Source organism: Streptodolium elevatio, from assembly GCF_053592165.1.
Genome location: NZ_JBSFVE010000005.1, coordinates 107,857 through 131,358 on the forward strand (window position 1 = coordinate 107,857; position 23,502 = coordinate 131,358).

Consider the following 23,502-nt stretch of genomic DNA (forward strand, 5'->3'; position numbering starts at 1 on the left):
CTTTCGAGGGACGGAGGAGGCGCGGCAGGGATGCCAGGGATGCGCGTCGTGGACGAGTGCCGGTGAGTATTGACGCGGGAACGTTCCCGCGCAAGGGTTTGCGGGAACGATTCTCGGGGGTCGTGAGAATGCCGCCCGGGGCTGTCTGACGGCCCGTCAACATGTCAGGATCGAGGCCATGAACGAACCGGAACGTCGGGTTGGAAAAGTGCCGGGAGAAGCCGAAGGACCGCTCTCGGGGTCGGCCGCGGGGTCAGATGCGGGACCGTCCGCGGTGCCGTCCGGAGGGCCGTCCGCAGGGCCCGGCGCAGGTCCGGGTGCGGGTCCGGGCGCGGTAGCGCGCGGCGGGCCGCGGGCTCGGGGCAAACGCTCCCAGGCCGTCCCGAGGGTGCGCCTGATCGACGTCGCCCGCGAGGCGGGCCTGTCCAAGACCACCATCTCGGCCGCACTCAACGGCACCGGAAGGCTGTCCGACGACGTACGCGCCCACGCCCGCGAAACCGCGTTCCGCATGGGCTACCGCCCGAACGCCACGGCCCGCCTGCTGCGTGCCGGGCACGCGCGGCTCATCGGGTTCGCGGTGCGCGAGTACGTCGACAAGCCTTGGGCGTACACGGAGTTGCCGTACTTCACCCGGCTCGCCAACGCCAGCGCGGACGTCGCCCTCGAACACGGCCACGCCCTCGTGCTGCTGCCCAACCACGCCCCCCGCGAGGAGTGGGCCGACCTGCCCCTCGACGCGATCTGCGTGGTCGACCCGGAGGTCGACGACCCGCTCGTCGAGGACTTCCTCGCGGCCGGCATCCCGGTCGTCACCGACCGCCGCGTGGAAGGCCGAGCGGGCGGCTACTGGGTCGAGACCGACTACGCCGCCGCCGTACGCGAGGTCCTGGACCACCTCGCCGGACAGGGCGCCCGCGACATCGCCCTCGTCATGGCCGCCAGCGACGCGCTCTACACCCGCAACGCCCTGCTGGCCCAAGCCGATTGGTCAGCCCGGCACGACATCCGCACCCGCGTCGTACAGGTCGACACCCCCGGCTACGCCTCCAACCTCGAAGCCATCGGCGACCTCCTGGCCCCCGGCCCCGGGGAGGGCCCCGACGCGCTGTTCGTCCTCACCGAGGTCAGCCCACCGCTGGTCCTGGAGGTGGCCCGCCGACACGGCCACCGCGTCCCCGACGACCTCCTCCTCGTATGCGCCAGCGAGGACGGCCTCGCCGAACACACCGCCCCGCCCGTCACCACCCTCAGCGTCCAGCCCAACCTGATCGCCGACGCCGGAATCCGCCTGCTCGTCGAAGTCCTCGACCAGGGCCTCACCGACCCCCGAGGCGTCGAAGTCCCCACCCGCCTGGAAATCCGCAAATCCTCCCAACGGGCCCCCGCGTAGGGGGCCCTGCCCTTGGGGGGCTGGGCCGCCGTCACAGGGCAGATCCGTCACAGGGCAGATCCGTCACACAGCTGCTCCGGCAGAGGGCTGCTCCGTCAGGGCGCGCGCCAGATGTTGTCGTAGGCGGCTTGTTCTATTGCGCGGCGTTGGCGTACGGCTTCGAGTTCGGTCACGGCGTCCTCCACTGCCGCGAGGACGATGCCGACCGGGTCGCGCGGGGGAGCCGGGGGTTCGTCGTCGGGTTTGTCGCGCAGGCCTGCGGAGGTGGCCAGGGCGGTGAGGACGGGCTCGTGCGCGGCCCAGCGGTCGCGCGCGGCTCGGTGGTCGGCGGAGTCGGCGACGGCGACGCGGCCGGTGCCGAGCGGGGAGCGGCCGCGCCGGTGGGCGAGGCTGCCTTCTTCCGCCAGGGCGGCCGCGTAGGCGGCGGCCAGGTCCCGGCCGCGCCGCCACAGCCAGTACTCGACGGACTCGTACGGCTTCTGCCGCACGACCGCGGCCGCGGCCTGCTCGAGGAGCGGATCGTCGAATGCGGGGGTGCCGGCGGGGACGATGGCGTCGCCGTCGAGGGTGACCGCGGACGCGGCCAGCAGGTCGACGAGTTCGGCGCCCGCCAAGGCGAGGGACAACTCGCCTTGGCCCGCCTCGCGGCGTTCCGCTTCGTCCATCGCGGTGATGATCAGGTCGCGGGCAGTCGTCATGAGCGGCTCCACATTCGGTACGACCGGAAGGCCGGGGCGGTATGCCGCCGGGTTCCGGTGCTTCCGATGACGAGCCTACGGAGCGCGGTCCGCCGCCGCATCAGGCGGCGATGCGGCGGCGGGTGCGCCTCGGTGGGCAGCGGCCGGTGGGGTGGGGTGGGGTGGGGTGTCCCGGTCAGCCGGCCAGGGCCGGGGCGTGGGTGCCGGGGGTCGGCTCGTCGGGGCGGGGTTCGGCGGGGCGGATCGTCTCGGCCGGGGGATTGGCCGTACGCCGTGCCCACAGGTAGTAGATGACCGAGGTGACCGCCAGGCCGACGATCCACGAGATGTCCGCGCCGTCGAGTTTCTCGGTGATCGGGCCGGTGTAGAGCTTGGTGGCCAGGAACGGGATCTGCACGCCGACGCCGACGGCGTAGCAGGTGAGCGCGGTGACGTTCCACTTGCCGTAGCGGCCGCGCGGGTCGTACAGCGCCGGGATGTCGACGCGCTCGCGGGAGATGACGTAGTAGTCGACGAGGTTGATGGCGCTCCACGGGGTGAAGACCATCAGCAGCATCAGGACGAAGTTCTTGAAGTTGTCGAGGAAGTCGGCGCTGGCCGCCATCGCGATGACCACGGACACCGCGGTGAAGCCCACGATGTACGCGGCGCGGGCCGCCGACGAGATCCGCGAGCGCCCGTCGAACGCCGTCACGATGGTCAGGATCGACATGAAGCCGCCGTACGCGTTCAGGCAGTTGACGGTCAGCTTGCCGACCACGATCACCAGGTAGATCAGGAACGCGAGGAACGCCGGGCCCGCCAGGTCTCCGAGGAAGCCGACCTGGTCCGGCAGGAACGTCTTGCCCGCGACGGCGGCGGTCAGTGCGCCGAGGGTCATCGCGATCTGGGATCCGATCACCGAGCCGCAGAACGTGGACCAGAAGGTCGCGCGGTCGCTGGTGTCTCGGGGGAGGTAGCGCGAGTAGTCGGCGACGTACGGCCCGAAGGTCAGCTGCCAGCCGGCGCCGAGGCCGACGGCAAGCAGGAAGGTCGCGGCGTCGAAGCCCTTGTCGCCGACGTGCGCGCCGACGTCGTACTGCGTGAACAGCCGGATCATCAGGTAGCCGAGCCCCAGGACCCCGATGACGGTGGCGACCCGGCCCGCGAGGTGGATCAGCCGGTACCCGGTCACCGCGATGACCGCGGTCAGCGCGCCGAAGATGAGGATGCCGACGTTGGTGTCGTCGATGTGCAGCATCTCGCACACCGCCTGGCCGGCCAGGACACTGCCGGTGGCGGCGAAGCCGAGGTACATCAGGATCACCAGCAGCAGCGGCAGCACCGCCCCGTAGACGCCGAACTGCGCGCGGCTGGAGATCATCTGCGGTACGCCGAGGCGCGGCCCCTGGGCGGAGTGCAGCGCCATCACGATGCCGCCCAGCACGTTGCCGACGAGCAGCGCGGGTATCGCCCACAGGGCGTCGGCGCCGAAGACGACCGCGAGGGCGCCGTCCACGATCGCGGTGATCTGCATGTTGGCGCCGAACCACAGCGTGAACTGGCTGAGCGGCGTGCCGTGGCGCTCGGCGTCGGGGATGACCTCGATGGTCCGGCGCTCCATCGCGAGACGTGCCCCGGAATCTTGTTCGACCGGCATGGACTCACTCTCTTCGCGGGGCGAAGCGGCGACCGCTTGCTGAGGACCTGTGACTGTCGACTGCCGAATCTGGCATGCAGATGAACAGACAGCAAGATCTTGAATGAATAATTTCAGCAATGGGCCTGAGGAAATGCCGTTAATTTGGACATTTTGCGCGCCTAGGTGTGCTTCGAGGCTCGGCTTGATGGAGGTTATGTCAGCCGGGCAAGCCAGGACAAATAGTGCTCATAGGCCGGGATTAGGTGACGCCGGAGGCGGTATTTCGGCCACCGCATATGTCGCCGCTGCACAGTGGCCGGGTGCCACGAGCAAGCGTCTCCGCTTGGTGGGACAGCAGCGCGGACGCGGCGGACGGCGCCGGTCCCCGCGCATCGTGTAGTGCTGCGGTCGCCGGCGCCGTGCGTTTCGTGTGTACGTGGGAAGCGGCGGTGTGGTCGCGCCCGGGGTCGGTTGCGGCCGGGGGGTCAGCCGGCCGCGCGGGCCACGGGTTGGCGCAGGATGGTCCGCGGGTTGGGGTCGGTGAAGTCGGTCAGGTAAATCTCGTGGTGCAGGCCGTTGCGCACGAGTCCGCGCTCGGTCATGAAGGTGTCCATCACATCGAGCGACGCCTTCTCCTCGCTGTACGGCCCCTCGTGCACCATCTGCACGCACTCGCCCTCGGCGAAGCTGACCACCTGCACCCGGTCGACAGCCGCGCCCGACGCGCGGGCCTGCTCGCGTGCCCGGCCCAGGGCCTCCGGCTCGGGGGCACCCGGCAGCGGCAGAAGCAGGTGCCACCGCCACTGGTCGCGCGGTGCGTCGAGGGGGTTCGGGCCGGCGTCCTCCGCCCACCACAGGCCTTCGAGGGGGCCGACGGGACCGCCCATCATCGAGGCCACGGCGTACAGCGCACGCACGGCGGCCATGTGTTCGGTGCCGCCGGGTTCGCCCATGCCGGTGACGTTGAGGCACGTGGCGGGTTCGGGGTGGACGAGCTCGGGGCGGACGGGCGCGGGGGTCATGCTTCCTCCAGGGGGATCATCAGGTGGGTGACCAGCCGGTCGGGCGGCGTGGTCATCGGGTCGGACACGTACACCTCGCGGAGCGGGCCGCGGACGGTGTGGCGCCGTTCGGCGCACCAGGACAGCAGGGCGTGCGCGGTCAACCCGATCTGGTCGTACGGGCCGACGTGGGTGACGCGGGCGAACCGGCCGCCCGGCAGGACGTCGAGTTCGGCTCCCGGCGCCGGCCCCTCGGCGACCAGGGCGACGGCGACGGCGATGGGTTCGCCGAAGTCGAGCGGGAACAGGCCGACGAGCTCGGGCGGCCCGGTGGACGCTCCGGCCTGGGACGCCGCGGCCAGCAGCCGTGCGACGGCCGCGGAGGTGGCCCGGCCCAGGTCCGTCTCGTCGGCCGCCGTCTCCCTGACCACCAGCACACGCCGCGCCGGTTCGGTCACCATGGTGACGGGCACGGACGGCAGCCCTTCGGCCATGACGCGCTCCAGAGCCGCCAGCGTCGAACGGCGCCGGGCCAGTTCGGCCTCCAGGCGCTCGTGCACGCCGTCGAGCGCGCCGGTCGCGCCGGAGAGCACCTGGGCGATGGCGGCGAGCGGCACGTCGAGGGAGCGCAGCAGCCCGATCGACAGCGCGTCGCGCGCCTGCTCGTGCCGGTAGTAGCGGTACCCGGTCTGCTCGTCCACGTACGCGGGTTTCAGCAGCCCGAGTTCCGCGTAGTGCCGCAGCTGCTTGACGCTCAGCCGACTGAGCCTGGCGAACTGCCCGATCGCCAGTAGATCTTCGTTCATGGCCTCAGCATGAGGTCTCCCCAAGTGGGAGAGTCCAGCGCGGCGCGCGTGTCGGCGGGTGTCAGGAGATGTCAGCAGGTGTCGACAGGTGTCGGTGCGGGTCGGCTCCGGTCGGCACGTGTCGAAGTACGGCGGTCGCGGCCCTGGTTGTCGCGGGTCCGGCGCCGTACCATGCGCGGGTGATCCAGGGGTTCTCGCACATCCAGCTCGTCGTCCGCGACGTCGCGGCCAGCGCGGCGTTCTACCGCGGTGTCCTGGGGATGCGCGACCTCGCCTCGGGTGTGCTCGACTCCGGCCCGTACGCCGCACTCCGCCATCCCACCGCGGGCTTCGTCGTCGGCATGCAGACCGCCGCTCCGGGAGACCCGTCCGGGACCGCGACGGCCGGCATCGACCACCTCTCGTTCGCGGTGCCCGACCGCGCCGCACTCGAACTCCTGCGCGCGGACCTCGCGGCGGGCGGATTCGCGGTCGGCGAGATCTTCGAGGAAGCGGTCAGCTACAACATGCGGCTGACCGACCCGGACGGCCTGACGATCGAACTCAGCGCACCGAAGCACGTGTAGCGCGAGGCGCACCCCTCGGGGCGAGGCGCCTCCGGAACGACGACGAGCTTACGGCTGGCGAGACTTCGATGGCCGCCCTGGTGACACGTGTCAACGTCGCGCGCCGCAGCCCGACTTCGCATGCGCTGTACGCGGTCCCTATCGAAGTCCGGTGCGTCCCCGTGGTGGTCCGCGCCAGGGCCGGCGCTCTTGACAGGCCGTTCGCCAGGATCGCTAGGATTACATTAGCTCGCTAATATTTCGACATTTCGAAACGCGGTTCGCGGCCCGCACGGCAGCGGCACGAACCCCACACCACGAACCCCACACCACGACCTCCGCACCACGGCACGTCCCCCGGCAGCGCACCGACCGGCGAGGAGAGGCACCCGTGACATCGATCGAGGACCGCTGGTTGAAGCTCGCACCGGTCCGTGTCGGCTGGCTCGGCATGGAATGGCGGCGCTTCGAGCGCGAAATCACCATGGCGTTCGACGAGGCGGTCGAGCGCGGGGTGCTGGACCGCCGGTACGAGTTCCTGTTCGAGGACGACGCCGGGCTGCCGCAGGGCACCGCCAAGGGCGGGGTGGAGTCGTACCGGCGGCTGGTCGAGGCGGGTTGCCTGGCCGTGGTCGGCGCCAACTACACCGACTCGGCGATGGCCCTCGCGCAGTACGCCAACGAAAGCCAGGTACCGCTGATCAGCATGGCCGGCACCGACGCCTTCCACGGGGAGTACTGCTTCCGCATGGGCAACGGCGACGTCGGCGGCGACCCCGCGCTCATCGTCAACTGGCTCAAACGGGAGGGGCATTCGCGGGTCGCCGTGCTCGCGCCGTGGTCGCCGATCGGCGAGGAGTACTTCCGCTTCTTCCGCCAGGAGTGCCGCAGGCTCGGGGTGTCCGTCGCCGCGGTGGAGATGGTCGACAACGCCACGACCACCGACGAACTGACCGCCAAGTTCCGGGTCCTGCGGGACTCCGGCGCCGACGCGCTGGCCTGGCTCGGCTACGGCGGCCTGGTCGTCTCCGGCGCGGTGCGCGAGGCGCTGGACAAGCTCGGCTGGGACCCGCCGCGCATCATGACGACCGCTTTCATGCAGTACATCTGGGGCTTCGAGCAACTCGAAGGCTGGGTGGGCATCGACCAGTGGTGTCCGGAGAATCCGCGCATGCACCGGTTCCACGCGCGCTTCGTCGCCCGCTACGGCGAGGACCCGTGGATGTGGCCCAACGCCATACCCGGACTCGCGTACGACATGGCCGCCGTCGTCGCCGAGGCGCTGCACCGCGCGACCGTCCTGACCGGCCCCGGCGTCAAGGAGGGCCTGGAGCGCATCCGGTTCATGCCCGCGGTGACCGGAGGGCCGAACACGCACATCGCCGGGGGCCCGTACGACCACCAGATGTTCAAGGGCGACTGGCTGCACTACGGCCGCATCCGGGACGGGGTGCTGGAATTCGCCGGGCTGTACGAATCGACCGACGACTACTGACCCTCCACACGGGAAGCGACGGCGAGACATGACGAACCTGCCTGGCACCCTCGCCGAGGTCACGCCCGCGTGGCTGTCCTCGGTGCTTTCCTCCGGAGACCGGAACGTGACCGTCGACGAGGTCCGGGTCGACCGGGTCATCGACGGGACCGCCACCAAAGCGCGCCTGCGGATCACGTACGCCGGCCCCGGCGCGGACGGCCTTCCCACCCGCCTGTGGATCAAGGGCGGCTACGGCCGGGAAAGCGCGAAGGTCATGCCCACCGGCGCCTACGCGGTGGAGGCGCGCTTCTACCGGGACCTGAGCCCGCGCATCCCGGTCGTCGTGCCCACGTGCTACTTCGCCGACTGCGACGAGACAACCCAGCAAGGCGTGGTGCTGCTCGCGGACCTGGCGCAGGACGGCGTCGAATTCTGCAACGCCGCACGGCCCCTGACGGTTGATCAGGTCGCGTCGTTCCTCGAACTCCTGGTGCCGCTGCACGCGTTCTGGTGGCAGAGCGCGGAACTCGACGCCATCCCGTGGCTGCGCAGCCCGCTGGAGCGCGGCACGCCCTCGGACCGCTACGTGAGCCGGTTCTCCGCCGCCGACCTCGACGCGTTCGTCGCGATGCCGCGCGCCGACGTGGTGCCTGCCGGCATCACCGGGCAGGGCGTCGTGGACGCCCTCCACGCCCTCCAGGACCGCGTCACCCTCCAGCCCCAGTGCCTGCTGCACGGCGACACGCACCTCGGGAACACGTACCTGCGCCGCGACGGCAGCCCGGGACTGCTCGACTGGCAGACCGCCTGGCGGGGGAACTGGGCGCACGACGTGGCGTACTTCATCACCTCCGCCCTCACCGTCGAGGACCGGCGGCGCCACGAGGGGGACCTGCTGCGGCACTACCTGGCCGTCCTGGCGGCCGCCGGGGCGGCGGCGCCGGGCTTCGACGAGGCGTGGGACGACTACCGGCGCTATGTCGCGTACGGGCTGTTCATCTGGCTGATCAACCCGGTCGAGGCGCAGCCGGACGAAGTCAACATCCCCAACATCACCCGCTTCTCCGCCGCCGCGGACGACCTCGACACCTTCGGCGCACTGGGCGTGAAGGCCGGCTGACGCGTCCTGGCCGAGCCGCGGGCGTGTACTTCTTCGGGCGACCGGTTCATGATCGGGTCGGCATTCACCGCGAGGCGGTCCGACCGGGCGGCCCCGTCCCGAGGAGGAACACATGTTGTCCGGCGAGAAGATCCTCATCACCGGCCCGGCGGGGCAGATCGCCTTCCCCCTGACGGAGTACCTGGCCCGGGACAACGAGGTGTGGGGAATCGCGCGCTTCGGCACCGCCGGCGAGCGTGAGCGCGTCGATGCCCTCGGTGTCACCACGCGCCGCGCCGATCTGGGCGCCGGGCAGTTCGACGAGATCCCCGACGACTTCACATACGTGCTGCACCTGGCCGCGTTCCTCGGCGAGGGCCTGGACTACGACCACGCCCTCCGGGTCAACGCGGAGGGAACCGGGCTGCTGCTCCAGCACTGCCGCAAAGCCAAGGCGGCGCTGGTGATGTCCACGGCGTCCGTGCTGAAGCCGCACGAGGACCCGCACCACGTATACCGGGAGGACGCGCCGCTCGGCGACGCGAACATCGCGTACGCGCAGACGTACTCCGTCTCCAAGACCGCCGAGGAGGCGGTCGCCCGCTATTGCGCGCGGGCATTCGACCTGCCGGTCGTCATCGCGCGCATGAACGCGTCGTACGGCTCGTACGGCAACGGAGGCCTGCCCGGCATCCATCTGGCGGCAGTGCGTGCCGGGGAACCCGTCGTCACCCGCTGGGACCCGTGCATGTACAGCCCCATCCACCAGGACGACATCAACACCCAGACCGAGGCGCTGCTCGCCGCCGCGTCGGTTCCGGCCACCATCGTCAACTGGGGCGGCGACGAGCCGGTCAGCGTCCAGGAATGGGTCGCCTACATGGGCGAACTGACCGGCAAGGGCGCCACCGTCGAGGTACGCGAGCAGCCCGGCACACTGCGCGGCCAGGTCCTCGACGCCACGCGGCGGCGCTCCTTCACCGGGCCCTGCGCGGTCGACTGGCGCACCGGCATCCGGCGCATCCACGACGAGACCGCGCGCGACCAGACCGCCTGAGCGGGGCGCGGTCCGGGGGCGCGTTCCGCGTGCCCGTTCCGCGTGCTCGTTCCGAGTGCGCTGTTCAGCCGAATACGACGGGGATCTCGGTCGCGCCGCGCTCGTACATGCCGATGAACGTCGGCGGCTCGACGTCCGGGTCGAGCCGCAGGTTCGGAAGCCGGTCGAGCAGCGCGCCGATCCCCACCGCCATCTCGGCCCGCGCCACGTGCGTGCCGAGGCAGACGTGCGGCCCGCGTCCGAAGCCCAGGTGCGAGCGGCCGGGTCGGGTCGGGTCGTACTCGTCCGGCGAGTCCCAGCGCAGCGGATCGCGGTTGGCCGCGCCGATGCACATGTGGATGACCGAGCCCCGCGGCATGAACGTGCCCCGGAACTCCGTGTCGCGCGCGAGGAACCGGGAGAACATCGGGTCGGTCGGCATCCAGCGCAGCGACTCCTCGACGGCGCCGCGCATCAGGCTCCGGTCGTCGCGTACGGCGTCCAGGACGTGCGGGCGGGCCAGGAGCGCGGCGAGGGTGATGCCCATCTGCTTCCACGTCGTGCCCGAGCCGGCGACGAGCAGCAGGTACGCGAACGACATGATCTCGTCGTCGGACAGCTTGTGGCGTACGCCGTCCTCGTCGGTGAACTCCGCCTCGACCAGCACGCTGAGCAGGTCGTCCGTCGGGTTCTCGTGCCGCGCCGCGACCGCCGGTCCGACGATGCGCCCGAACGCCGCCGTGTCGATCCGGCCGGGGAGCATCGAGGCGCGCAGGTCGAGTGCCTGGGACGCCGGGATGCCGAGGCTGCCGGTGATGGTCAGCGTCGGGATCGCGGCGCAGAACTCGGTGTTCAGGTCGGCGTGGCCGTTCCCGATGAACGTGTCGATCAGCGCGTCGACGGTCTGCTTGATCCAGTTGTCGATCCACCAGACGGCCCGCGGCGGTACGAACGAAGGCTGCACCAGACCCCGGTACGTCCGGTGCCGCTTGCCGTTCATGTAGAGGATGCTGCTGTCGGCTCCCCGGCCGCCGTGCTCGAAGTCGAGGCCGTCCGCGGTGCGTTCGGACGACACGAACAACGTCTCGTCGCGGAACGCGGCGTCGCACCCGGCGTAGTCGAACACCGAGAAGTGCTCGCGCTCCGGGTGCGGCAGGCCCTGGAAGAACGCGGGGCCCTGGTAGCCGGTGAGTTCGTGGACCGTGCCGCGGTGGACGGGGCCGGTCTCGCGGAGGCGGTGCCAGGTGGGATAAGGGTCGTCCCGGTAGCCGGCGCCGCTGTGCTCGTTCATGCCGCTGCGCAGGTCGAAGAGTTCCCTGATGCGTACCGGGTCGAGGTCGTCGACGTCTGTGCCCATGGTCGTTGTCGTCCTTGTCGTCGTGGTGGCGCTGCCTGGTGGCGCTGCCCGGCGTCGGGCTACGGCGGCGGGGGTACGGGGGCCGACGGCGAGCGGCAGTTCGCCCGCCGGTGGCGTGTCGGCCGACCGGGTCCGCGGGACACGGCGGGCTACTGCGCGACGAATCCGCCGTCCACGGGAAGGAGGACTCCGGTGATATTGCGGGCCGCGTCCGAAGCGAGGAAGAGCGCCGCCGCGGCGCAGTCCTCGGCGGTGATGGGCCGGCCGAGCGGATGCGACGCGCCGACCGCGCGGGCCTCCTCCTCGCCGATGCCCTGCGAGCCCGCCTCGGCGCCGGGCACCATGAAGTTCGTGGCGGGCATCGCGGCGGGGCAGATGGCGTTGACGCGGATGTCGTCGGCCGCGCATTCGACGGCGACGCCACGCGTGAGCTGGTTGACCGCGCCCTTGGTGGCTCCGTAGACGGTGCCGCCCCAGCCGACCAGACCGGCCACCGAGCCGGTGTTCACGATCACCCCGCCGCCGCCCTGCGCGCGGAACTGCCGTACTGCCGCCTGGCAGCCGAGGAGCACGCCGCGGATGTTGACCGCCATCAGCGCCTCGATCTGGTCGAGCGTGTGGTCCTCGGTACGCATGCCGAAGACGGGCGTGGCGATGCCCGCGTTGTTGAACATCACGTCCAGACGGCCGAAGCGCCCGACCGCCGTCGCGACGGCGGCGTCGACCTCGGCGGGCACCGTGACGTCGCAGCGTTGCGCGACCCCGGTGCCCTTGGCGCCGGGCCGCTCCGCGATCAGGCGTACCGTTTCCGCGGCCCAGTCCTCGCGGACGTCGGCGCACACGACCTGGGCGCCCTCGGCGGCGAACAGGAGCGCCGAGGCGCGTCCGACGCCCGAGCCGGCTCCGGTGATGACGACGGATCTGCCGTCCAGCAGCACGGTCTTCTCCCAACATTGGTCGGCGGTGCGGGTGGTACGGCGGTGCGGGTGATATGGCGGTGCGGGCAGCGCGGGCGGTCCGGTAGCTCGGGTGGGGTGCGCGGCGTTGTCGGGTCGGTCGCGGGCCGGCGGTCGGTCGGGGCGCGGCGGGTGGTCGGCCCGGTGTGAGGTCGGGGCTCGACGCACGGTTGCGCGCCGGCTATCCCGCGGAGTCGAGCGGGCCGAGGACCAGATGTTGGACTTCCTGGTACTCGCGCAGTCCCGCGACGCCGCGCTCGCGGCCGATGCCGGACTGCTTGATGCCGCCCATCGGCGTGTATGCGTTGGCCGACGGCCGGTTCACCAGCACCGTCCCGGAGCGGATGCGCCGGGCGACGTCGAGGCCGGCCCGGACGTCCGCGCTGTAGACGCCGCCGGACAGGCCGTACTGGCTGTCGTTGGCGATCGCCACCGCCTCGTCGAGGTCGCGGTAGCCCTGGATGCTGACCACCGGCCCGAACGCCTCCTGCTGCGCGATCGGGTTGGCGTTGTCGTCGACCACGAGCACCGTGGGTTCGAGGTAGTGGCCGCGCGGCAGGTGGGCCGGGCGGCGGCCGCCGGCGGCGAGGCGCGCGCCCGCGCGTACCGCATCGTCGACCAGGCCGGTGACACGGTCGTGCTGCGCCGCCGAGATGAGGGGGCCGACGACTGTCGCGGGGTCCTGGGGGTCACCGACCGGCATGGCGCGGGCGACGGCGCAGGCCTGCTCCACCGCGGCGTCGAGGGCGTCGGCGGGTACGAGGACGCGGGACTGCGCCGAGCAGGCCTGTCCGGCGTGCGAGGCGAAGACGGTCCCGACCCCGGCGGCGACGTTGCGTACCGCGTCCGGCAGGTACAACTGCACCGACTTGCCGCCGAGTTCGAGGACCAGCCGCTTGACGGTCGGGGCGGCCTGGGCGGCGATGCGGCGTCCGACCGCGGTGGAGCCCGTGAACGACACGCAGTCGACGCGCGGGTCCGACGTGAGCAGTTCGGCGCCCTCGGCACCGGGCTCCGGGACGACCGCGAGCACGCCCGGCGGCAGGCCCGCGCGGTCGGCGGCCACCCCGAAGGCGAGGACGGACAAGGGGGTGAGCGGACTCGGACGCAGGATCACCGAGCAGCCGGCGGCCAGCGCCGCGAACACCTTCCACACCGCCGGTTGCAGCGGGAAGTTGTACGGGGTGATCGCGGCCACCACGCCGCAGGGTTCGTAGCGGCGGACGCTGGTGAGCACGTCGCGGCCGGTCGGTCCGGCGATGTGCGCTTCGAGGGGGAGTTCGTTGTGCTCCCACTCCGGCAACGTGGCCAGCAGCGCGGGGAGTTGGCGCGCCTGCTCGAGCGCCATGTCGACCTGCATGAGGCCGGCGATGCGTACCGGGGTACCGGTTTCGCGTACGACGGTGCGGAGCAGGTCGTCGCGCATGCCGTCCAGTTCGTCCGCCATGGCGGCGAGCACCTTCACCCGTTCGGGAACGGGGACGGACGCCCAGACGCCCGCGTCGAAGCTGCGCCGCGCGGCGGCCACCGCCTCGTCGAACTGGTCGGGGCTCGCCGCGGGGCAGTGCGCGAACCACTCCGCGGTTGCCGGGTCCTCCACGGCGAAGGCCGGGGCGCGGCCGTCCACGAACTTGCCGTCCACGTACAGTTGTGCGACTTCGAGATGGTCCGCCACGGTCGGTCTCCGGTGTCGGTCGTCGGTCGAGTCGTCGATGGCGCCGGTGTGTCGGTGCTTCGGTGCTTTCGTGTGTTGGTGCTTCCGTGCTTCGGCCGCCGGGGTTGTCGGGTCTTCGGGAGCCGATGGGTCTTCGGGAGCTGTCGTGAGCCGCCGTGCGGTGCGTGCAGTGCGTGCCCTGGGCGAACGCTTGCGAATTGCCCAACTCGGGCGGCGGCTAATAGTATATTAGCGAGACTGCTGCGATACTAGCGTCGAGCTGACATCGCTTGTCAAGGAGCCTTCATGCCACTGGTTGCCTCGCCCGCGGTGCTCCGCGCCGTCGACATCCTGGAAACCCTGGCCGCCGAACCCAGTGAGGCGATGACGGTCAGCGAGGTCGCGCGCATCCTCGACATGCCACGCGCCAGTTGCCACACCGTGCTGCTCGCGCTGGCCGAACGGGGTTACGCGGTACGCGGCGACGGCGACCTGCGCTACCGCCTCGGCCCCGCGTGCATCGCGGTCGGCGACGCGGCCCGCAGCATCAACTCCGCCCTCGCCGTGACCGGACACGAGGCCGAGGCGCTGGCCAAGGAGACGGGCACCTGTGTCGGGGTGTCGGTGCGCGCCGGCGACGAGATCCGCGTCGTGGAGGTGTTCGACCACGGCCCCCCATTCGTGGTGCGGGGCCACCTGGGCCAGGCCATCAGGCTGGCGCCGCCGTTCGGCGCCGGGTTCGTGGCCTGGGCCGACGAGGCGGGGGTCGAGGCGTGGCTCGACGCCGCGTCCGCGCCGCTCAACCGCGCCGCCCGCGCCCGCTACCGAGCCGCGCTGGACGCGATCCGCACCCGCGGGTACAGCGTCACCGTGGCGACCCCGCGCAGCCCCGAACTCCATGATGCGCTGGCAACGCTCGCCAACACCCCCGACGCGGAAGAGGCCCGGCGGGTCCGGGACGAGGTCGTCGTCGAACTCACGCACAGCGAGTACCTGCCCACCGACCTGGACGCCGACCGCCCGGTGCGCATGTTGCAGTGCTCCGCGCCGGTCTTCGACGTGCTGGGCAAGGTGGTCGCCAAGATCATGGTGTTCGGGCCCGCCTACGACCTGACGGCCGAGGAAGTCGAGGCTCTCGGGGAGCAGTTGCGTGCCGCGACCGAGCGCGCGACCCGCAACATCGGGGGCCGTCCGCGTGGCGGGGGTTGAGGTGGTGGGTCCGGTACGACGCCCATGGGCGCGTACCTCGCGCTCGCGCCGCCCCGGCCCGATGGCTCACGCGCCGCAAGGCGGACGTCAGTTGGGCCTGGATTCACCTCGGATTGTGGCTCTACCTTGCCGCGTCACCGGGCGCTCCTCCGGCGACGGCTGCCCGCCCCGGGGGAGGCGAAGATCGCGGCCTGCGAGCCGGTGGCGAGTCGCGACCGGCGGCCGATGCGGTCTTCGCCGTTGGACTAGGCCGTGTCTGAGGCATCTCTCCGGGATGGTCGGGGGCGCTGACCGGCACCCCGCGGTGGCGGCGGACGTTCCCGAGGTATGGAAGAGGCGGGTGGGAGGGTGAGTTCGGGCCGGGACCTCCAGGTCGCAGGGTCAGGGGACAGCGTGCTAGCAGCGTCAGGCGACTGCGCTTCCGAAACGGCGCCGGGTGCGGGGAGCGCGGCTCGCAAGCCTGCGGTCGAGTCTCCCCGCGTGGGCTTCGTGGCGCCGGCGTCCGGCGCCGAAGTCGCCGAGCTGGAGGCGGCCGGCGCGGCGTCCTTCTGGGTCGGCGGACACGTGGCCTCGGTGAATCCCAGCCCCGAGCCCTTGGTCTGGCTCGCGCGCCTCATCGAGCAGACGGCGACCGCGGTGGTGGGCACCGCCACACTCGCGCTCCCGCTGTATCCGCCGGGCTTGCTCGCCAAGCAACTCGCCGACCTCGACCGGGCGTCCGGCGGCCGGATCACCGTCGGCGCCGGGGTCGGCGGCGAGTACCCCGCGGACTTCGACGCCTGCGAGGTCCCGCTCGCCCAGCGCGGCGCCCGCGCCGACGAGATGATCCCGCTGCTGCGCCGATTTTGGACCGCCCGGCCGGTCACCCACGACGGGCCCCACCACAACTTCCGCGACGTGCGCATCCACCCGGCCCCGGCCCGCGCGGGCGGGCCGCCCATCGTGGTGACCGGCCGCCGCGCGCCCGCGATACGTCGCGCGGCCCGGCTCGGCGACGGCTGGATGCCGTACCTCTACTCGCCCGAGCGCTACGCCCGCGCGGCGCGCGACATCCACGACGAGGCGGAGCGGGCCGAGCGGGACCTGGCCGGGTTCGCCTGGTACGCGTACGTATTCACCAGCGTCGCCGACTCCACGGCAGAGGCGCGCCGGCACATGCTCGAATTTCTCGCCGGGACTTTCCGGCAGGACGCGGACGCCGTCCTGGACCGGGTAGCCGCCGCCGGAACACCGGACGAAGTGGCGGCGCGGTTGCGGGCGTTCGCGGAGGCCGGGGCCGGACACCTTATCCTGTGCCCGTGCGGCCCCGGCCCCCACGCCACCGCCCTGCGGCTGCTGAAGGAAGTCGCCCCCCAGCTGTGACCCCCGAGCCGCCGCCGCGCCCCGCACCACCGCCCGCGCGCGACCGCCGGCTAGTTGTCACCCCCGCGCCGCCACCGCGGCGGACGGCTACCCGCCCGCGACCGTCCCGGCACCTGCGTCGGCCCTCGCCGCGCCGTGCCTCTCCGCCACCCGTACGCGACCGCCCGGCAGTTCCGGCCGCCGCGTTGCGCCGCTGTGGGACGGGCACTTGTCCGCACCCGCCCCACCGCCGTGACGGATGCGTCGCCGCCGCGGTTCGTCTGCGAGGGTCCCGCGCCCATGCCGACCGTGTCGGCCCCATGGGCACGACTGTCCCGCCGTCGTGACCGCTGCGCCGTCGTGACCGCGCACAGGTGTGACGGCCACGCCGGCGTGGTGGACCCCTGCCGCTACGCGTCCGCGACCGGTTCCAGGACGACCACGGGGATTTGGCGGTCCGTGCGCTCCTGGTACGCGTCGTAATTGGGCCACAGCCCGGTCATCAGCCCCCAGAGCCGCTCGCGCTCGGGGCTGTCGGCGGTCCGCGCGACCGCGGCGAACTGCCGGTCCTTGACCTGGACCTGTACGCGCGGCTGCGCGAGCAGGTTCCGGTACCACTGCGGATGCGTGGGAGCGCCGCCCTGCGAGGCGACGACCACCAGCCGGTCGCCGTCGGCGCCGAAGATCAGCGCCGATGTCCGCGGTTCGCCGGACGTGCGCCCGGTCGTGGTCAGGAGCAGCGCGGTGACGCCGTTCCACTCGTAGCCGACTTCGCCGCCCGTCTCGCGGTAGCGGCGTACGTGCTCGGCTCCCACCAGCGTCAGATCCGGCGCGCGGTAGGCCGCGTCGCCCGGTGCGGGGTCGTTCATGCCCCTCCTCTGGTCTGCGTGCTCGAACAAGGTGATTGAGTAAATACCATCACCATGATGCAATACCATCATTCCGCAGGGAGGAGAGATATGCACCGCCCCGCACCCCCGCTGACCGAACGCACCGCCGAATACTGGAAGTCGGGCGCCGACGGTGTCCTGCGCATCGCCCGGTGCGGCTCGTGCGGAACCTACCTGCACCCGCCACGGCCTGTCTGCCCGCAATGCCACAGCGCCGACCTCGCCTTCGCCCCGGTGAGCGGCAAGGGCACCGTGTACTCGTTCACCGTCAACCGCTATCAGTGGACGCCGGAACTGGAACCCCCGTACGTCCTCGCCGAAGTCGAACTGGCCGAACAGCCCGGACTGCGACTGCTGAGCACCATCGTCGGGTGCCCGGTGGAAGCGGTACGCATCGGCATGCCGGTATCGGTGGCCTTCGAATCCGCCGGCGACGCGTGGATACCCGTGTTCCGCCCATGACCCCGACGCCGACCCCGCCTCCGGTCCCGCCTCCGACCCCAACCCTCATCCCGACTCCGCCCCCAGCCCCAACCCCGACCCCAACCCCAAGAGCACCCGCGCCCAAGCCCGAGGACCAGGTCGTCATCAGCGGCATCGGCGCCTCGCGGACCGGTCGGCGCCTCGGGACCGACCCGTGGCGGCTGACCGCCGACGCCGCCCTGGCCGCGATCGCGGACGCCGGGCTCACCCCCGCCGACGTCGATGGCCTGTCGACGTACCCCGGCGCGGTCGGATCCACGCCCGGCATCACCGGTGCGGGCGTGGACGACGTACGCGCCATGCTCGGCCTGCGCCTGCGGTGGTACACCGGTGGCAGCGAACTCCCGGGCCAGTTGGGCGCGGTGGTCAATGCGGTGCTCGCCGTCGCGGCCGGACTGGCCGAGCACGTCCTGTGCTTCCGCACGGTCTGGGAGTCCACCGCCCAGGTCGAGCGCGGCGGAAGGTCCGAGACCGTGGCCGCGAGCGCGGCCCGCGAACGCACCCAGTGGACGGCGCCGTACGGGGCCGGATACCCGACGTACGGCGGCCTGCTCACCCAGCGCTACCTGCACGACAGCGGCTCCACGCGCGAACAGCTCGGCCAGATCGCCGTCACCGCGAGGGCCAACGCCGCGCGGAACCCCGACGCCGTCTACCGGACCCCCATGACCCTCGACGACTACCTCGGCGCCCGGATGATCTCCGATCCGCTCTGCCTCTACGACTGCGACGTCCCCGTGGACGGTTCGCTCGCCTTCGTCGTCTCGCGCGCCCCCGGCCCCGAATCCGCACGTGCGGTCACCATCCAGGCGATGGGATCCGCGTCCGGCTTCGACCGGGCCGCCGACATGATGTGGTCGCGCACCACCCTGAAGCCGGACGACGTCGACGTGGCACAGCTGTACGACGGGTTCTCCGTCCTCGCCCTACGCTGGCTCGAGGCTCTGCGCCTGTGCCCGCGCAACGAAGGCGGCCGCTTCGTCGACGGCGGTCACCGCATCGCCCTGGACGGCGAGTTGCCGCTCAACACCGGCGGCGGGCAGCTCTCCGGCGGCCGGATGCACGGCTTCGGCGGCCTGTACGAGGCGTGCCGCCAACTGCGCGGCGACGCCGACGGGCGGCAGGTCACGCCGCGGCCGCGGGTCGCGGTCGTGACCAGTGGGGCGGAGGACTTCACGTCCAGCCTGCTGCTGGCCCGGTGACGCGCAACGCACGCGCAACGCCCTGTCCCCACAGAGAGAAAGGCAAGGCCTCATCGTGCTTCCCGACGGTGCCAAACTCATCTCCGCGGACGACCACATGATCGAGCCCCCGCACCTGTGGGTCGACCGCGTACCCGCCGCGTACCTGGACCGCGCCCCGCGCGTTGTCCGAACCGACGGCCGCGACGCCTGGCTGTACGACGATCAGCTCACCTACATCCCCATGGGCAGTTGCCGCCCGCTCCCGGGGCACCCCGAGAGCGGCTACCCGCCGGCGCCGGGCACCGCCAACTTCGACGAGATCCGCCCCGGGTGCCACGACCCCGTGCACCGCCTGGCCGACATGGACATCGACGGTGTGTGGGGGCAGCTCACGTTCCCCAACTTCGCGCGGTTTGCGGGGCACCGCTTCTTCCTCGGGGTCAAGGACCTCGACGCCGGGCTGGTGTTCCTGCGCACGTACAACGACTATCTGCTCGACGAATGGTGCTCGGTCGACCCCCAACGGCTCTACGGCGCGGCGATCCTGCCGCTGTACGACATCGATCTGGCCGTGGCCGAGGCCGAGCGCGTCGCCGCCAAGGGCGCGAAGGCGATCGCATTCTCGGAGAACCCCACCGTGCTGGGCCTGCCGTCGCTGCACACCCGGCACTGGGACCCGCTCTGGGCGTTCCTGCACGAGGCGCGGCTGCCGGTGTGCCAGCACATCGGCAGTTCGTCGCGGCTTGTCACCACGTCCGACGATGCGCCGCCCGGTGTCCTGGTGACCCTCAACGGCGTCAACTCGATGATGGCGGCGGCCGATTGGCTCATGTCGGACGTGTTGGACCGCTTCCCCGGGCTGCGGGTGATCCTGTCCGAGGGTGGCGCCGGGTGGATCCCGTACCTGCTGGAACGCGCCGAAAAGACCTTCCACGACGGTCGGTTGGGCCGCGACCTGGCGATCGGCCAGGCGGGCATGGGCAGTAGGCCGCCCCGCGAGCGGTTCGCGGAGCACCTGTTCGTCTGCCTGGTCGACGAGCGGTTCGCGCTCAAGTCGTTGGGCGACGTCCCGGTCGACAACCTGCTCTGGGAAGGCGACTTCCCGCACGGCGACGGGCGCTGGCCGGACAACCGCAAGGAACTCGCCGCGGCGCTCGCGGACGTCCCCGACGAGGACGCCCTCAAGATCGCGGAGACCAACATGCGGAAGCTGCTGGGCGTATGACGTACGACCTGCTCCAAGGCGTCAAGGTCGTCGAGGTGGCGATGTACGCCTTCGCCCCCTCCGCCGGGGCCATCCTGGCGGACTGGGGCGCGGACGTCGTGAAGGTCGTCCCGCCGCACACGGCGGACCCGATGAACGGCAATCCGGTGGCCGCGCTGCCGGACAAGGACGTCGGCGTCCGGTTCATGTGGCAGATCCTCAACCGCGGCAAGCGCTGCATCGCGCTCGACGTCTCGACCGAGGCCGGCCGCGACGTCCTGCACGATCTCGTACGCGAGGCCGACGTGTTCGTTACCAACCTCCTCCCAAGTGCCCGCCGCCGCTTCGGCCTGGACGTGCCCGACCTGCACGCCCTCAACGCCGCCCTGGTCTACGCCCGGGCCACCGGCCACGGCGACCGCGGACCCGAACGCGACCGCGGCGGCTACGACATCACCGACTTCTGGAGCCGCGCCGGCGTCGGCCACGCCGCCAGCCAGGTCGCCGACGAGTTCGTGCCGCTGGTGTCCCCGGCCTTCGGCGACCTCACCTCCGGCGGCTTCCTCGCCGGCGCGATCGCCGCGGCGCTGTTCCGCCGCGAACGCACCGGCGCCGGGGCCGTGGTCGACGTCTCCCTGCTCTCGTCGGCGATGTGGGTGATGTCGCCGAACGCGGTGGCCGCGCAGCTGTACGGCATCGAGGCCATCCCGCGGTTCCGGCACTCCGACGCGCGCAACCCCCTGGTCAACGCCTACCGCACCGCCGACGACCGGTACATCTACCTCTCCGGGGTGCTCACCGAGGGCTCCTTCGCCAAACTGTGCGCCGCAGTCGGCCGCGACGACCTCGGCGCCGATCCGCGCTTCCAGGACAGCACTGCACTCGCCGCCAACGCCGCGGCGTGCATCGCCGAGTTGGACGCGGTCTTCGCCGCCCGGCCCCTCGACGAGTGGTCGACCGTGCTGGCCGACCTGCCGATCCCCTGGACCGTCGTACGCTCCGCCGGGGAGACCGGGGCCGATCCGCAGGTCCAGGCCAACGACTATCTCGTCGAAGTCGAAAGCCCCACAGGGAAGTTCCCCCTGGTCGCCAGCCCGGCGCAGTTCGACGACGCGCCGCAGCGCCTCCGACGGGCACCCGAGCACGGCGAGCACGGCGACGAGATAGTCAGCGGACTCGGGCGCGCCTGGGACGACATCGTCGCCATGAAGGTGGCGGGCGACCTGCTTTGACGTCGGCCCGACACCGTCCGAGCGGGGGAGCCGACCGCCCGTTCAGACGGTGATGACGACCTTGCCGAAGGATTTGCCCGAGGCGTAGTAGTCGTACGCGGCCGCCGCGTCGTCGAACGCGAACGTGCGGTCGATGACCGGGCGCAGCCGGTTGACGGCGATCATGCGGTTCATGTCGAGGAACTGGGCGCGGCTGCCGACCGCGACGGCGCGTACGCTCGCGCCGGAGCCGAACAGGATGCGGGGGTCGACCGGCGGCGCGGTCTCCGACGCGAACCCGACGCAGGCGACATGGCCCGCCATCGCCACCGCGCGCAGGGACTGTTCGAGCAGGCCCGCGATGTCGACGACACGATCGGCGCCGCGGCCGCCCGTGAGTTCGCGTACCCGGCCGGGCCAGTCGGGCGTGGCCCGGTAGTCGACGACGTCGTCGGCCCCCAGCTCGACCAGGCGTGCCGCCTTCTCGGGGCTGCTGGTCGTCGCGATGACGCGTGCGCCCAGCGCCTTGCCGAACTGCAGCGCGAACAGCGAGACACCGCCCGAGCCTTGCACCACCAGGGTCTGCCCGGGCCGCAGACCGGCGCCGTCGCCGGTCAGCGCGTTCCAGGCGGTGACCGCGGCGCAGGGGAGTGTCGCGGCCTCCTCGTACGAGAGATGGTCGGGGACGGGGACGAGCCCGGCCGCGTCGACCAACGCGATCTCGGTGAGCATCCCGTCGAGCGAGCCGCCCAGTTGCGGCAGGTGCTCCAGGCCGAACGGGCCGTCCTGCCAACTCGGGAACAGCGTCGCCGCGACCCGGTCGCCGACGCCCACCGCCGTCACGCCCGCCCCGACCGCGACGACGTCGCCGGCCCCGTCCGATATCGGGACGACGTCGGGCTTCACCGGGAGAATATAGTCGCCGCGGAGAACCAGGAGTTCGCGGAAGCTGAGCGAGGTCGCGCGGACGGCGACCGCCACCTGCCCGGGACCGGGCGCCGGCGTGTCGTGTTCCCGCACCGTGAGACCGCTGAGCCCGGCTCCGCTGTCCAAGTGGTAGCTGCGCATGGAAGTGCCCCCTCTTGCCGTGGTGTTGGTTGTCGTGCTCGGTGGAGTACGTCGTCGACGCGCTCGTCGTCGTACTTGTCGTCGTACTCGTTGTCGTTGTCGTGCTCGGGGTTCGGGTGTGGTCCCGACGTGCGATCGGAGGCGCCGACACGGCTCAGCGGGTGGCTCCCGCGGGCGCGTCCGCCTCGGCATCCGTCGCGAGGGGGACCTCGCCCGCGGTCTTGCTGTAGCCCAGCGCCTCGACGATCACGCCGTCCTGTACGCGCATGATGTTGACGCCCGCGACCCAGTCGGCGGGGCCTTCGCCGTAGCGGTACTCCCAGCTGATGGCGGCGCGTTCGCCGGTGACGAACACGTCCACCGGGGTGAACTGCGTCGTGTGGTCGTCGACCAGGGCCTGCCACCGCGCCACGCAGGCCTCCCGGCCCTCGACGCGTTCCCCGCGCGGGGCCGGCTGCACGGACTCCATCACGCAGTTCTCGCCGACCAGATCGCCGAGTGCGGCGGCGTCGCGGTTGACGAACGCGTGATTGAAGCGGTCGATGACCTCGGCGGTGGTGCGTACGGACATGGGGGCCCTCCCAATGGGGTAGATAGACCGATCGGTCTAGCAAGAACATATAGACCGGTTGATCTACCTGTCAACGGGTGGCAGGCTGGGGCCATGACAGCGCGCACCACACCCGGCCCCCGCGAACGCCTTCTGGACGCGGCTCGGCAGCTCACGTACACCCAGGGCATGGGCGTCGGCATCGACGCGATCCTGAAGTCCGCGAACGTGGCGAGGCGTTCGCTGTACGAGCACTTCGGGGGCAAGGACGGCCTGATCACCGAGGTGCTGCGGCGTACCGCCGTGGTGGACGTGGCCGCGTACCGCACCACCATGGATGCCGCGGGCGACCATCCGCGTGCGCGCCTGCTCGCGGTGTTCGATCGCCTCGGCGAGGTCGCCGACACCCCCGCCTTCCGCGGCTGCCGCTACCTCGCCGCGGATCTCGCCCTCGCGGACCCGGACCACCCGGGGCACGCCGTTACCCGCGAGTACCGCGAAGACGTGCACCAGATCCTGGAACACGAACTGGTCAGACTGGAACACCCGCGACCGGGTCACGCCGCCGACCAACTCCAGCTGCTGATCGACGGGTTGCTCGTCGTCGCGGCGACCCGCCCCGGGTCCGGCCCGGCCGCGGCCGCCCGCGAACTCGCCGAGCGGGTCGTCGACGAGGGCCGCCGCGCCCCCGCGTGACGCATCGGCGCGGGTACGCCGGC

General features: G+C 71.8%; 22 protein-coding genes. 12 read left to right on the plus strand and 10 right to left on the minus strand.

From position 1 onward, the window contains the following. Window positions 1-388: 388 nt before the first annotated feature. Window positions 389-1,393, plus strand: a complete 1,005-nt coding sequence (locus ACWD12_RS12160; protein ID WP_358359224.1) for a LacI family DNA-binding transcriptional regulator — start codon at window positions 389-391, stop codon at window positions 1,391-1,393. A 95-nt stretch (window positions 1,394-1,488) separates the two neighbouring features. Here the strand turns inward: ACWD12_RS12160 and ACWD12_RS12165 are convergent, their stop codons facing one another. The 4 genes from ACWD12_RS12165 to ACWD12_RS12180 all read right to left on the minus strand — a co-directional run bounded on the left by ACWD12_RS12165 (window position 1,489) and on the right by ACWD12_RS12180 (window position 5,519). Continuing rightward, complete coding sequence (locus ACWD12_RS12165; RefSeq protein WP_450099459.1) at window positions 1,489-2,091, minus strand: GPP34 family phosphoprotein; 603 nt, start codon at window positions 2,089-2,091, stop codon at window positions 1,489-1,491. A gap of 175 nt (window positions 2,092-2,266) precedes the next feature. Next, window positions 2,267-3,730 carry a purine-cytosine permease family protein gene (locus tag ACWD12_RS12170; RefSeq protein WP_450099460.1) on the minus strand — a complete coding sequence of 488 codons (1,464 nt, stop codon included), beginning with the start codon at window positions 3,728-3,730 and terminating at the stop codon, window positions 2,267-2,269. A gap of 467 nt (window positions 3,731-4,197) precedes the next feature. After that, window positions 4,198-4,734, minus strand: coding sequence for a GyrI-like domain-containing protein (locus ACWD12_RS12175; protein ID WP_450099461.1), 537 nt, complete (start codon window positions 4,732-4,734; stop codon window positions 4,198-4,200). Continuing rightward, window positions 4,731-5,519: a MerR family transcriptional regulator gene (locus ACWD12_RS12180; protein ID WP_450099462.1), complete on the minus strand. Its 789-nt coding sequence runs from the start codon at window positions 5,517-5,519 to the stop codon at window positions 4,731-4,733. The genes ACWD12_RS12175 and ACWD12_RS12180 overlap by 4 nt, the downstream gene beginning before the upstream one ends. A 179-nt stretch (window positions 5,520-5,698) precedes the next feature. Here ACWD12_RS12180 and ACWD12_RS12185 point away from each other — a divergent pair, with 179 nt between their 5' ends. The 4 genes from ACWD12_RS12185 to ACWD12_RS12200 all read left to right on the plus strand — a co-directional run bounded on the left by ACWD12_RS12185 (window position 5,699) and on the right by ACWD12_RS12200 (window position 9,697). Beyond that, window positions 5,699-6,085 carry a VOC family protein gene (locus ACWD12_RS12185; protein ID WP_450099463.1) on the plus strand — a complete coding sequence of 129 codons (387 nt, stop codon included), beginning with the start codon at window positions 5,699-5,701 and terminating at the stop codon, window positions 6,083-6,085. A gap of 370 nt (window positions 6,086-6,455) precedes the next feature. After that, entirely contained in the window at window positions 6,456-7,559 is a 1,104-nt protein-coding gene (locus ACWD12_RS12190) for an ABC transporter substrate-binding protein (RefSeq protein ID WP_358359239.1), read from the plus strand. A 28-nt stretch (window positions 7,560-7,587) separates the two neighbouring features. Continuing rightward, window positions 7,588-8,661 carry a phosphotransferase gene (locus ACWD12_RS12195; protein WP_450099464.1) on the plus strand — a complete coding sequence of 358 codons (1,074 nt, stop codon included), beginning with the start codon at window positions 7,588-7,590 and terminating at the stop codon, window positions 8,659-8,661. 112 nt (window positions 8,662-8,773) lie between these two features. Next, window positions 8,774-9,697, plus strand: coding sequence for an NAD-dependent epimerase/dehydratase family protein (locus tag ACWD12_RS12200; RefSeq protein ID WP_450099465.1), 924 nt, complete (start codon window positions 8,774-8,776; stop codon window positions 9,695-9,697). Between the two features lie 64 nt (window positions 9,698-9,761). Here ACWD12_RS12200 and ACWD12_RS12205 read toward each other — a convergent pair whose 3' ends face one another. The 3 genes from ACWD12_RS12205 to ACWD12_RS12215 all read right to left on the minus strand — a co-directional run bounded on the left by ACWD12_RS12205 (window position 9,762) and on the right by ACWD12_RS12215 (window position 13,664). Next, complete coding sequence (locus tag ACWD12_RS12205; RefSeq protein WP_450099466.1) at window positions 9,762-11,033, minus strand: cytochrome P450; 1,272 nt, start codon at window positions 11,031-11,033, stop codon at window positions 9,762-9,764. A gap of 149 nt (window positions 11,034-11,182) precedes the next feature. Next, window positions 11,183-12,157: an SDR family NAD(P)-dependent oxidoreductase gene (locus ACWD12_RS12210; protein ID WP_450099467.1), complete on the minus strand. Its 975-nt coding sequence runs from the start codon at window positions 12,155-12,157 to the stop codon at window positions 11,183-11,185. Window positions 12,158-12,170: 13 nt separating this feature from the next. Then, window positions 12,171-13,664 carry an aldehyde dehydrogenase family protein gene (locus tag ACWD12_RS12215; protein WP_450099468.1) on the minus strand — a complete coding sequence of 498 codons (1,494 nt, stop codon included), beginning with the start codon at window positions 13,662-13,664 and terminating at the stop codon, window positions 12,171-12,173. A 285-nt stretch (window positions 13,665-13,949) separates the two neighbouring features. Here ACWD12_RS12215 and ACWD12_RS12220 point away from each other — a divergent pair, with 285 nt between their 5' ends. Next, a complete protein-coding gene (locus tag ACWD12_RS12220; RefSeq protein WP_450099469.1) occupies window positions 13,950-14,852 on the plus strand; it encodes an IclR family transcriptional regulator in 903 nt (300 codons plus the stop codon). A gap of 480 nt (window positions 14,853-15,332) precedes the next feature. Continuing rightward, window positions 15,333-16,214 (plus strand): LLM class flavin-dependent oxidoreductase, encoded by an 882-nt coding sequence (locus ACWD12_RS12225; RefSeq protein ID WP_450099470.1) that lies wholly within the window; start codon window positions 15,333-15,335, stop codon window positions 16,212-16,214. Between the two features lie 389 nt (window positions 16,215-16,603). Here ACWD12_RS12225 and ACWD12_RS12230 read toward each other — a convergent pair whose 3' ends face one another. Further along, window positions 16,604-17,062, minus strand: a complete 459-nt coding sequence (locus tag ACWD12_RS12230; RefSeq protein ID WP_450099471.1) for a nitroreductase family deazaflavin-dependent oxidoreductase — start codon at window positions 17,060-17,062, stop codon at window positions 16,604-16,606. 90 nt (window positions 17,063-17,152) lie between these two features. Here ACWD12_RS12230 and ACWD12_RS12235 point away from each other — a divergent pair, with 90 nt between their 5' ends. The 4 genes from ACWD12_RS12235 to ACWD12_RS12250 are packed head-to-tail and all read left to right on the plus strand — an operon-like array spanning window position 17,153 to window position 21,186. Further along, complete coding sequence (locus tag ACWD12_RS12235) at window positions 17,153-17,545, plus strand: Zn-ribbon domain-containing OB-fold protein (protein ID WP_450099472.1); 393 nt, start codon at window positions 17,153-17,155, stop codon at window positions 17,543-17,545. Further along, window positions 17,542-18,768: a thiolase family protein gene (locus ACWD12_RS12240; protein ID WP_450099473.1), complete on the plus strand. Its 1,227-nt coding sequence runs from the start codon at window positions 17,542-17,544 to the stop codon at window positions 18,766-18,768. Before ACWD12_RS12235 ends, ACWD12_RS12240 begins: the two co-directional genes overlap by 4 nt. 55 nt (window positions 18,769-18,823) lie before the next feature. Then, window positions 18,824-19,975, plus strand: coding sequence for an amidohydrolase family protein (locus tag ACWD12_RS12245; protein WP_358363082.1), 1,152 nt, complete (start codon window positions 18,824-18,826; stop codon window positions 19,973-19,975). After that, complete coding sequence (locus ACWD12_RS12250; RefSeq protein ID WP_450099474.1) at window positions 19,972-21,186, plus strand: CaiB/BaiF CoA transferase family protein; 1,215 nt, start codon at window positions 19,972-19,974, stop codon at window positions 21,184-21,186. The genes ACWD12_RS12245 and ACWD12_RS12250 overlap by 4 nt, the downstream gene beginning before the upstream one ends. 42 nt (window positions 21,187-21,228) lie before the next feature. Here the strand turns inward: ACWD12_RS12250 and ACWD12_RS12255 are convergent, their stop codons facing one another. After that, window positions 21,229-22,233: a zinc-dependent alcohol dehydrogenase family protein gene (locus tag ACWD12_RS12255; RefSeq protein WP_450099475.1), complete on the minus strand. Its 1,005-nt coding sequence runs from the start codon at window positions 22,231-22,233 to the stop codon at window positions 21,229-21,231. 154 nt (window positions 22,234-22,387) lie between these two features. Next, window positions 22,388-22,804: a nuclear transport factor 2 family protein gene (locus ACWD12_RS12260; RefSeq protein WP_450099476.1), complete on the minus strand. Its 417-nt coding sequence runs from the start codon at window positions 22,802-22,804 to the stop codon at window positions 22,388-22,390. Window positions 22,805-22,897: 93 nt separating this feature from the next. Between ACWD12_RS12260 and ACWD12_RS12265 the strand changes: the two genes are divergently transcribed. Then, the gene (locus ACWD12_RS12265; protein WP_450099477.1) at window positions 22,898-23,479 is read left to right on the plus strand and encodes a TetR/AcrR family transcriptional regulator; all 582 of its coding nucleotides are present in this window, start codon (window positions 22,898-22,900) and stop codon (window positions 23,477-23,479) included. The last annotated feature ends 23 nt before the right edge of the window (window positions 23,480-23,502 follow it).

Coding starts and splice junctions, on each gene's coding strand:
- ACWD12_RS12235 (WP_450099472.1), top strand. CDS start 17,153: ATGCACCGCCCCGCACCCCCGCTGACCGAACGCACCGCCGAATACTGG.
- ACWD12_RS12265 (WP_450099477.1), top strand. CDS start 22,898: ATGACAGCGCGCACCACACCCGGCCCCCGCGAACGCCTTCTGGACGCG.
- ACWD12_RS12230 (WP_450099471.1), bottom strand. CDS start 17,062: ATGAACGACCCCGCACCGGGCGACGCGGCCTACCGCGCGCCGGATCTG.
- ACWD12_RS12180 (WP_450099462.1), bottom strand. CDS start 5,519: ATGAACGAAGATCTACTGGCGATCGGGCAGTTCGCCAGGCTCAGTCGG.
- ACWD12_RS12255 (WP_450099475.1), bottom strand. CDS start 22,233: ATGCGCAGCTACCACTTGGACAGCGGAGCCGGGCTCAGCGGTCTCACG.
- ACWD12_RS12175 (WP_450099461.1), bottom strand. CDS start 4,734: ATGACCCCCGCGCCCGTCCGCCCCGAGCTCGTCCACCCCGAACCCGCC.
- ACWD12_RS12250 (WP_450099474.1), top strand. CDS start 19,972: ATGACGTACGACCTGCTCCAAGGCGTCAAGGTCGTCGAGGTGGCGATG.
- ACWD12_RS12220 (WP_450099469.1), top strand. CDS start 13,950: ATGCCACTGGTTGCCTCGCCCGCGGTGCTCCGCGCCGTCGACATCCTG.
- ACWD12_RS12165 (WP_450099459.1), bottom strand. CDS start 2,091: ATGACGACTGCCCGCGACCTGATCATCACCGCGATGGACGAAGCGGAA.
- ACWD12_RS12260 (WP_450099476.1), bottom strand. CDS start 22,804: ATGTCCGTACGCACCACCGCCGAGGTCATCGACCGCTTCAATCACGCG.
- ACWD12_RS12240 (WP_450099473.1), top strand. CDS start 17,542: ATGACCCCGACGCCGACCCCGCCTCCGGTCCCGCCTCCGACCCCAACC.
- ACWD12_RS12170 (WP_450099460.1), bottom strand. CDS start 3,730: ATGCCGGTCGAACAAGATTCCGGGGCACGTCTCGCGATGGAGCGCCGG.
- ACWD12_RS12205 (WP_450099466.1), bottom strand. CDS start 11,033: ATGGGCACAGACGTCGACGACCTCGACCCGGTACGCATCAGGGAACTC.
- ACWD12_RS12195 (WP_450099464.1), top strand. CDS start 7,588: ATGACGAACCTGCCTGGCACCCTCGCCGAGGTCACGCCCGCGTGGCTG.
- ACWD12_RS12200 (WP_450099465.1), top strand. CDS start 8,774: ATGTTGTCCGGCGAGAAGATCCTCATCACCGGCCCGGCGGGGCAGATC.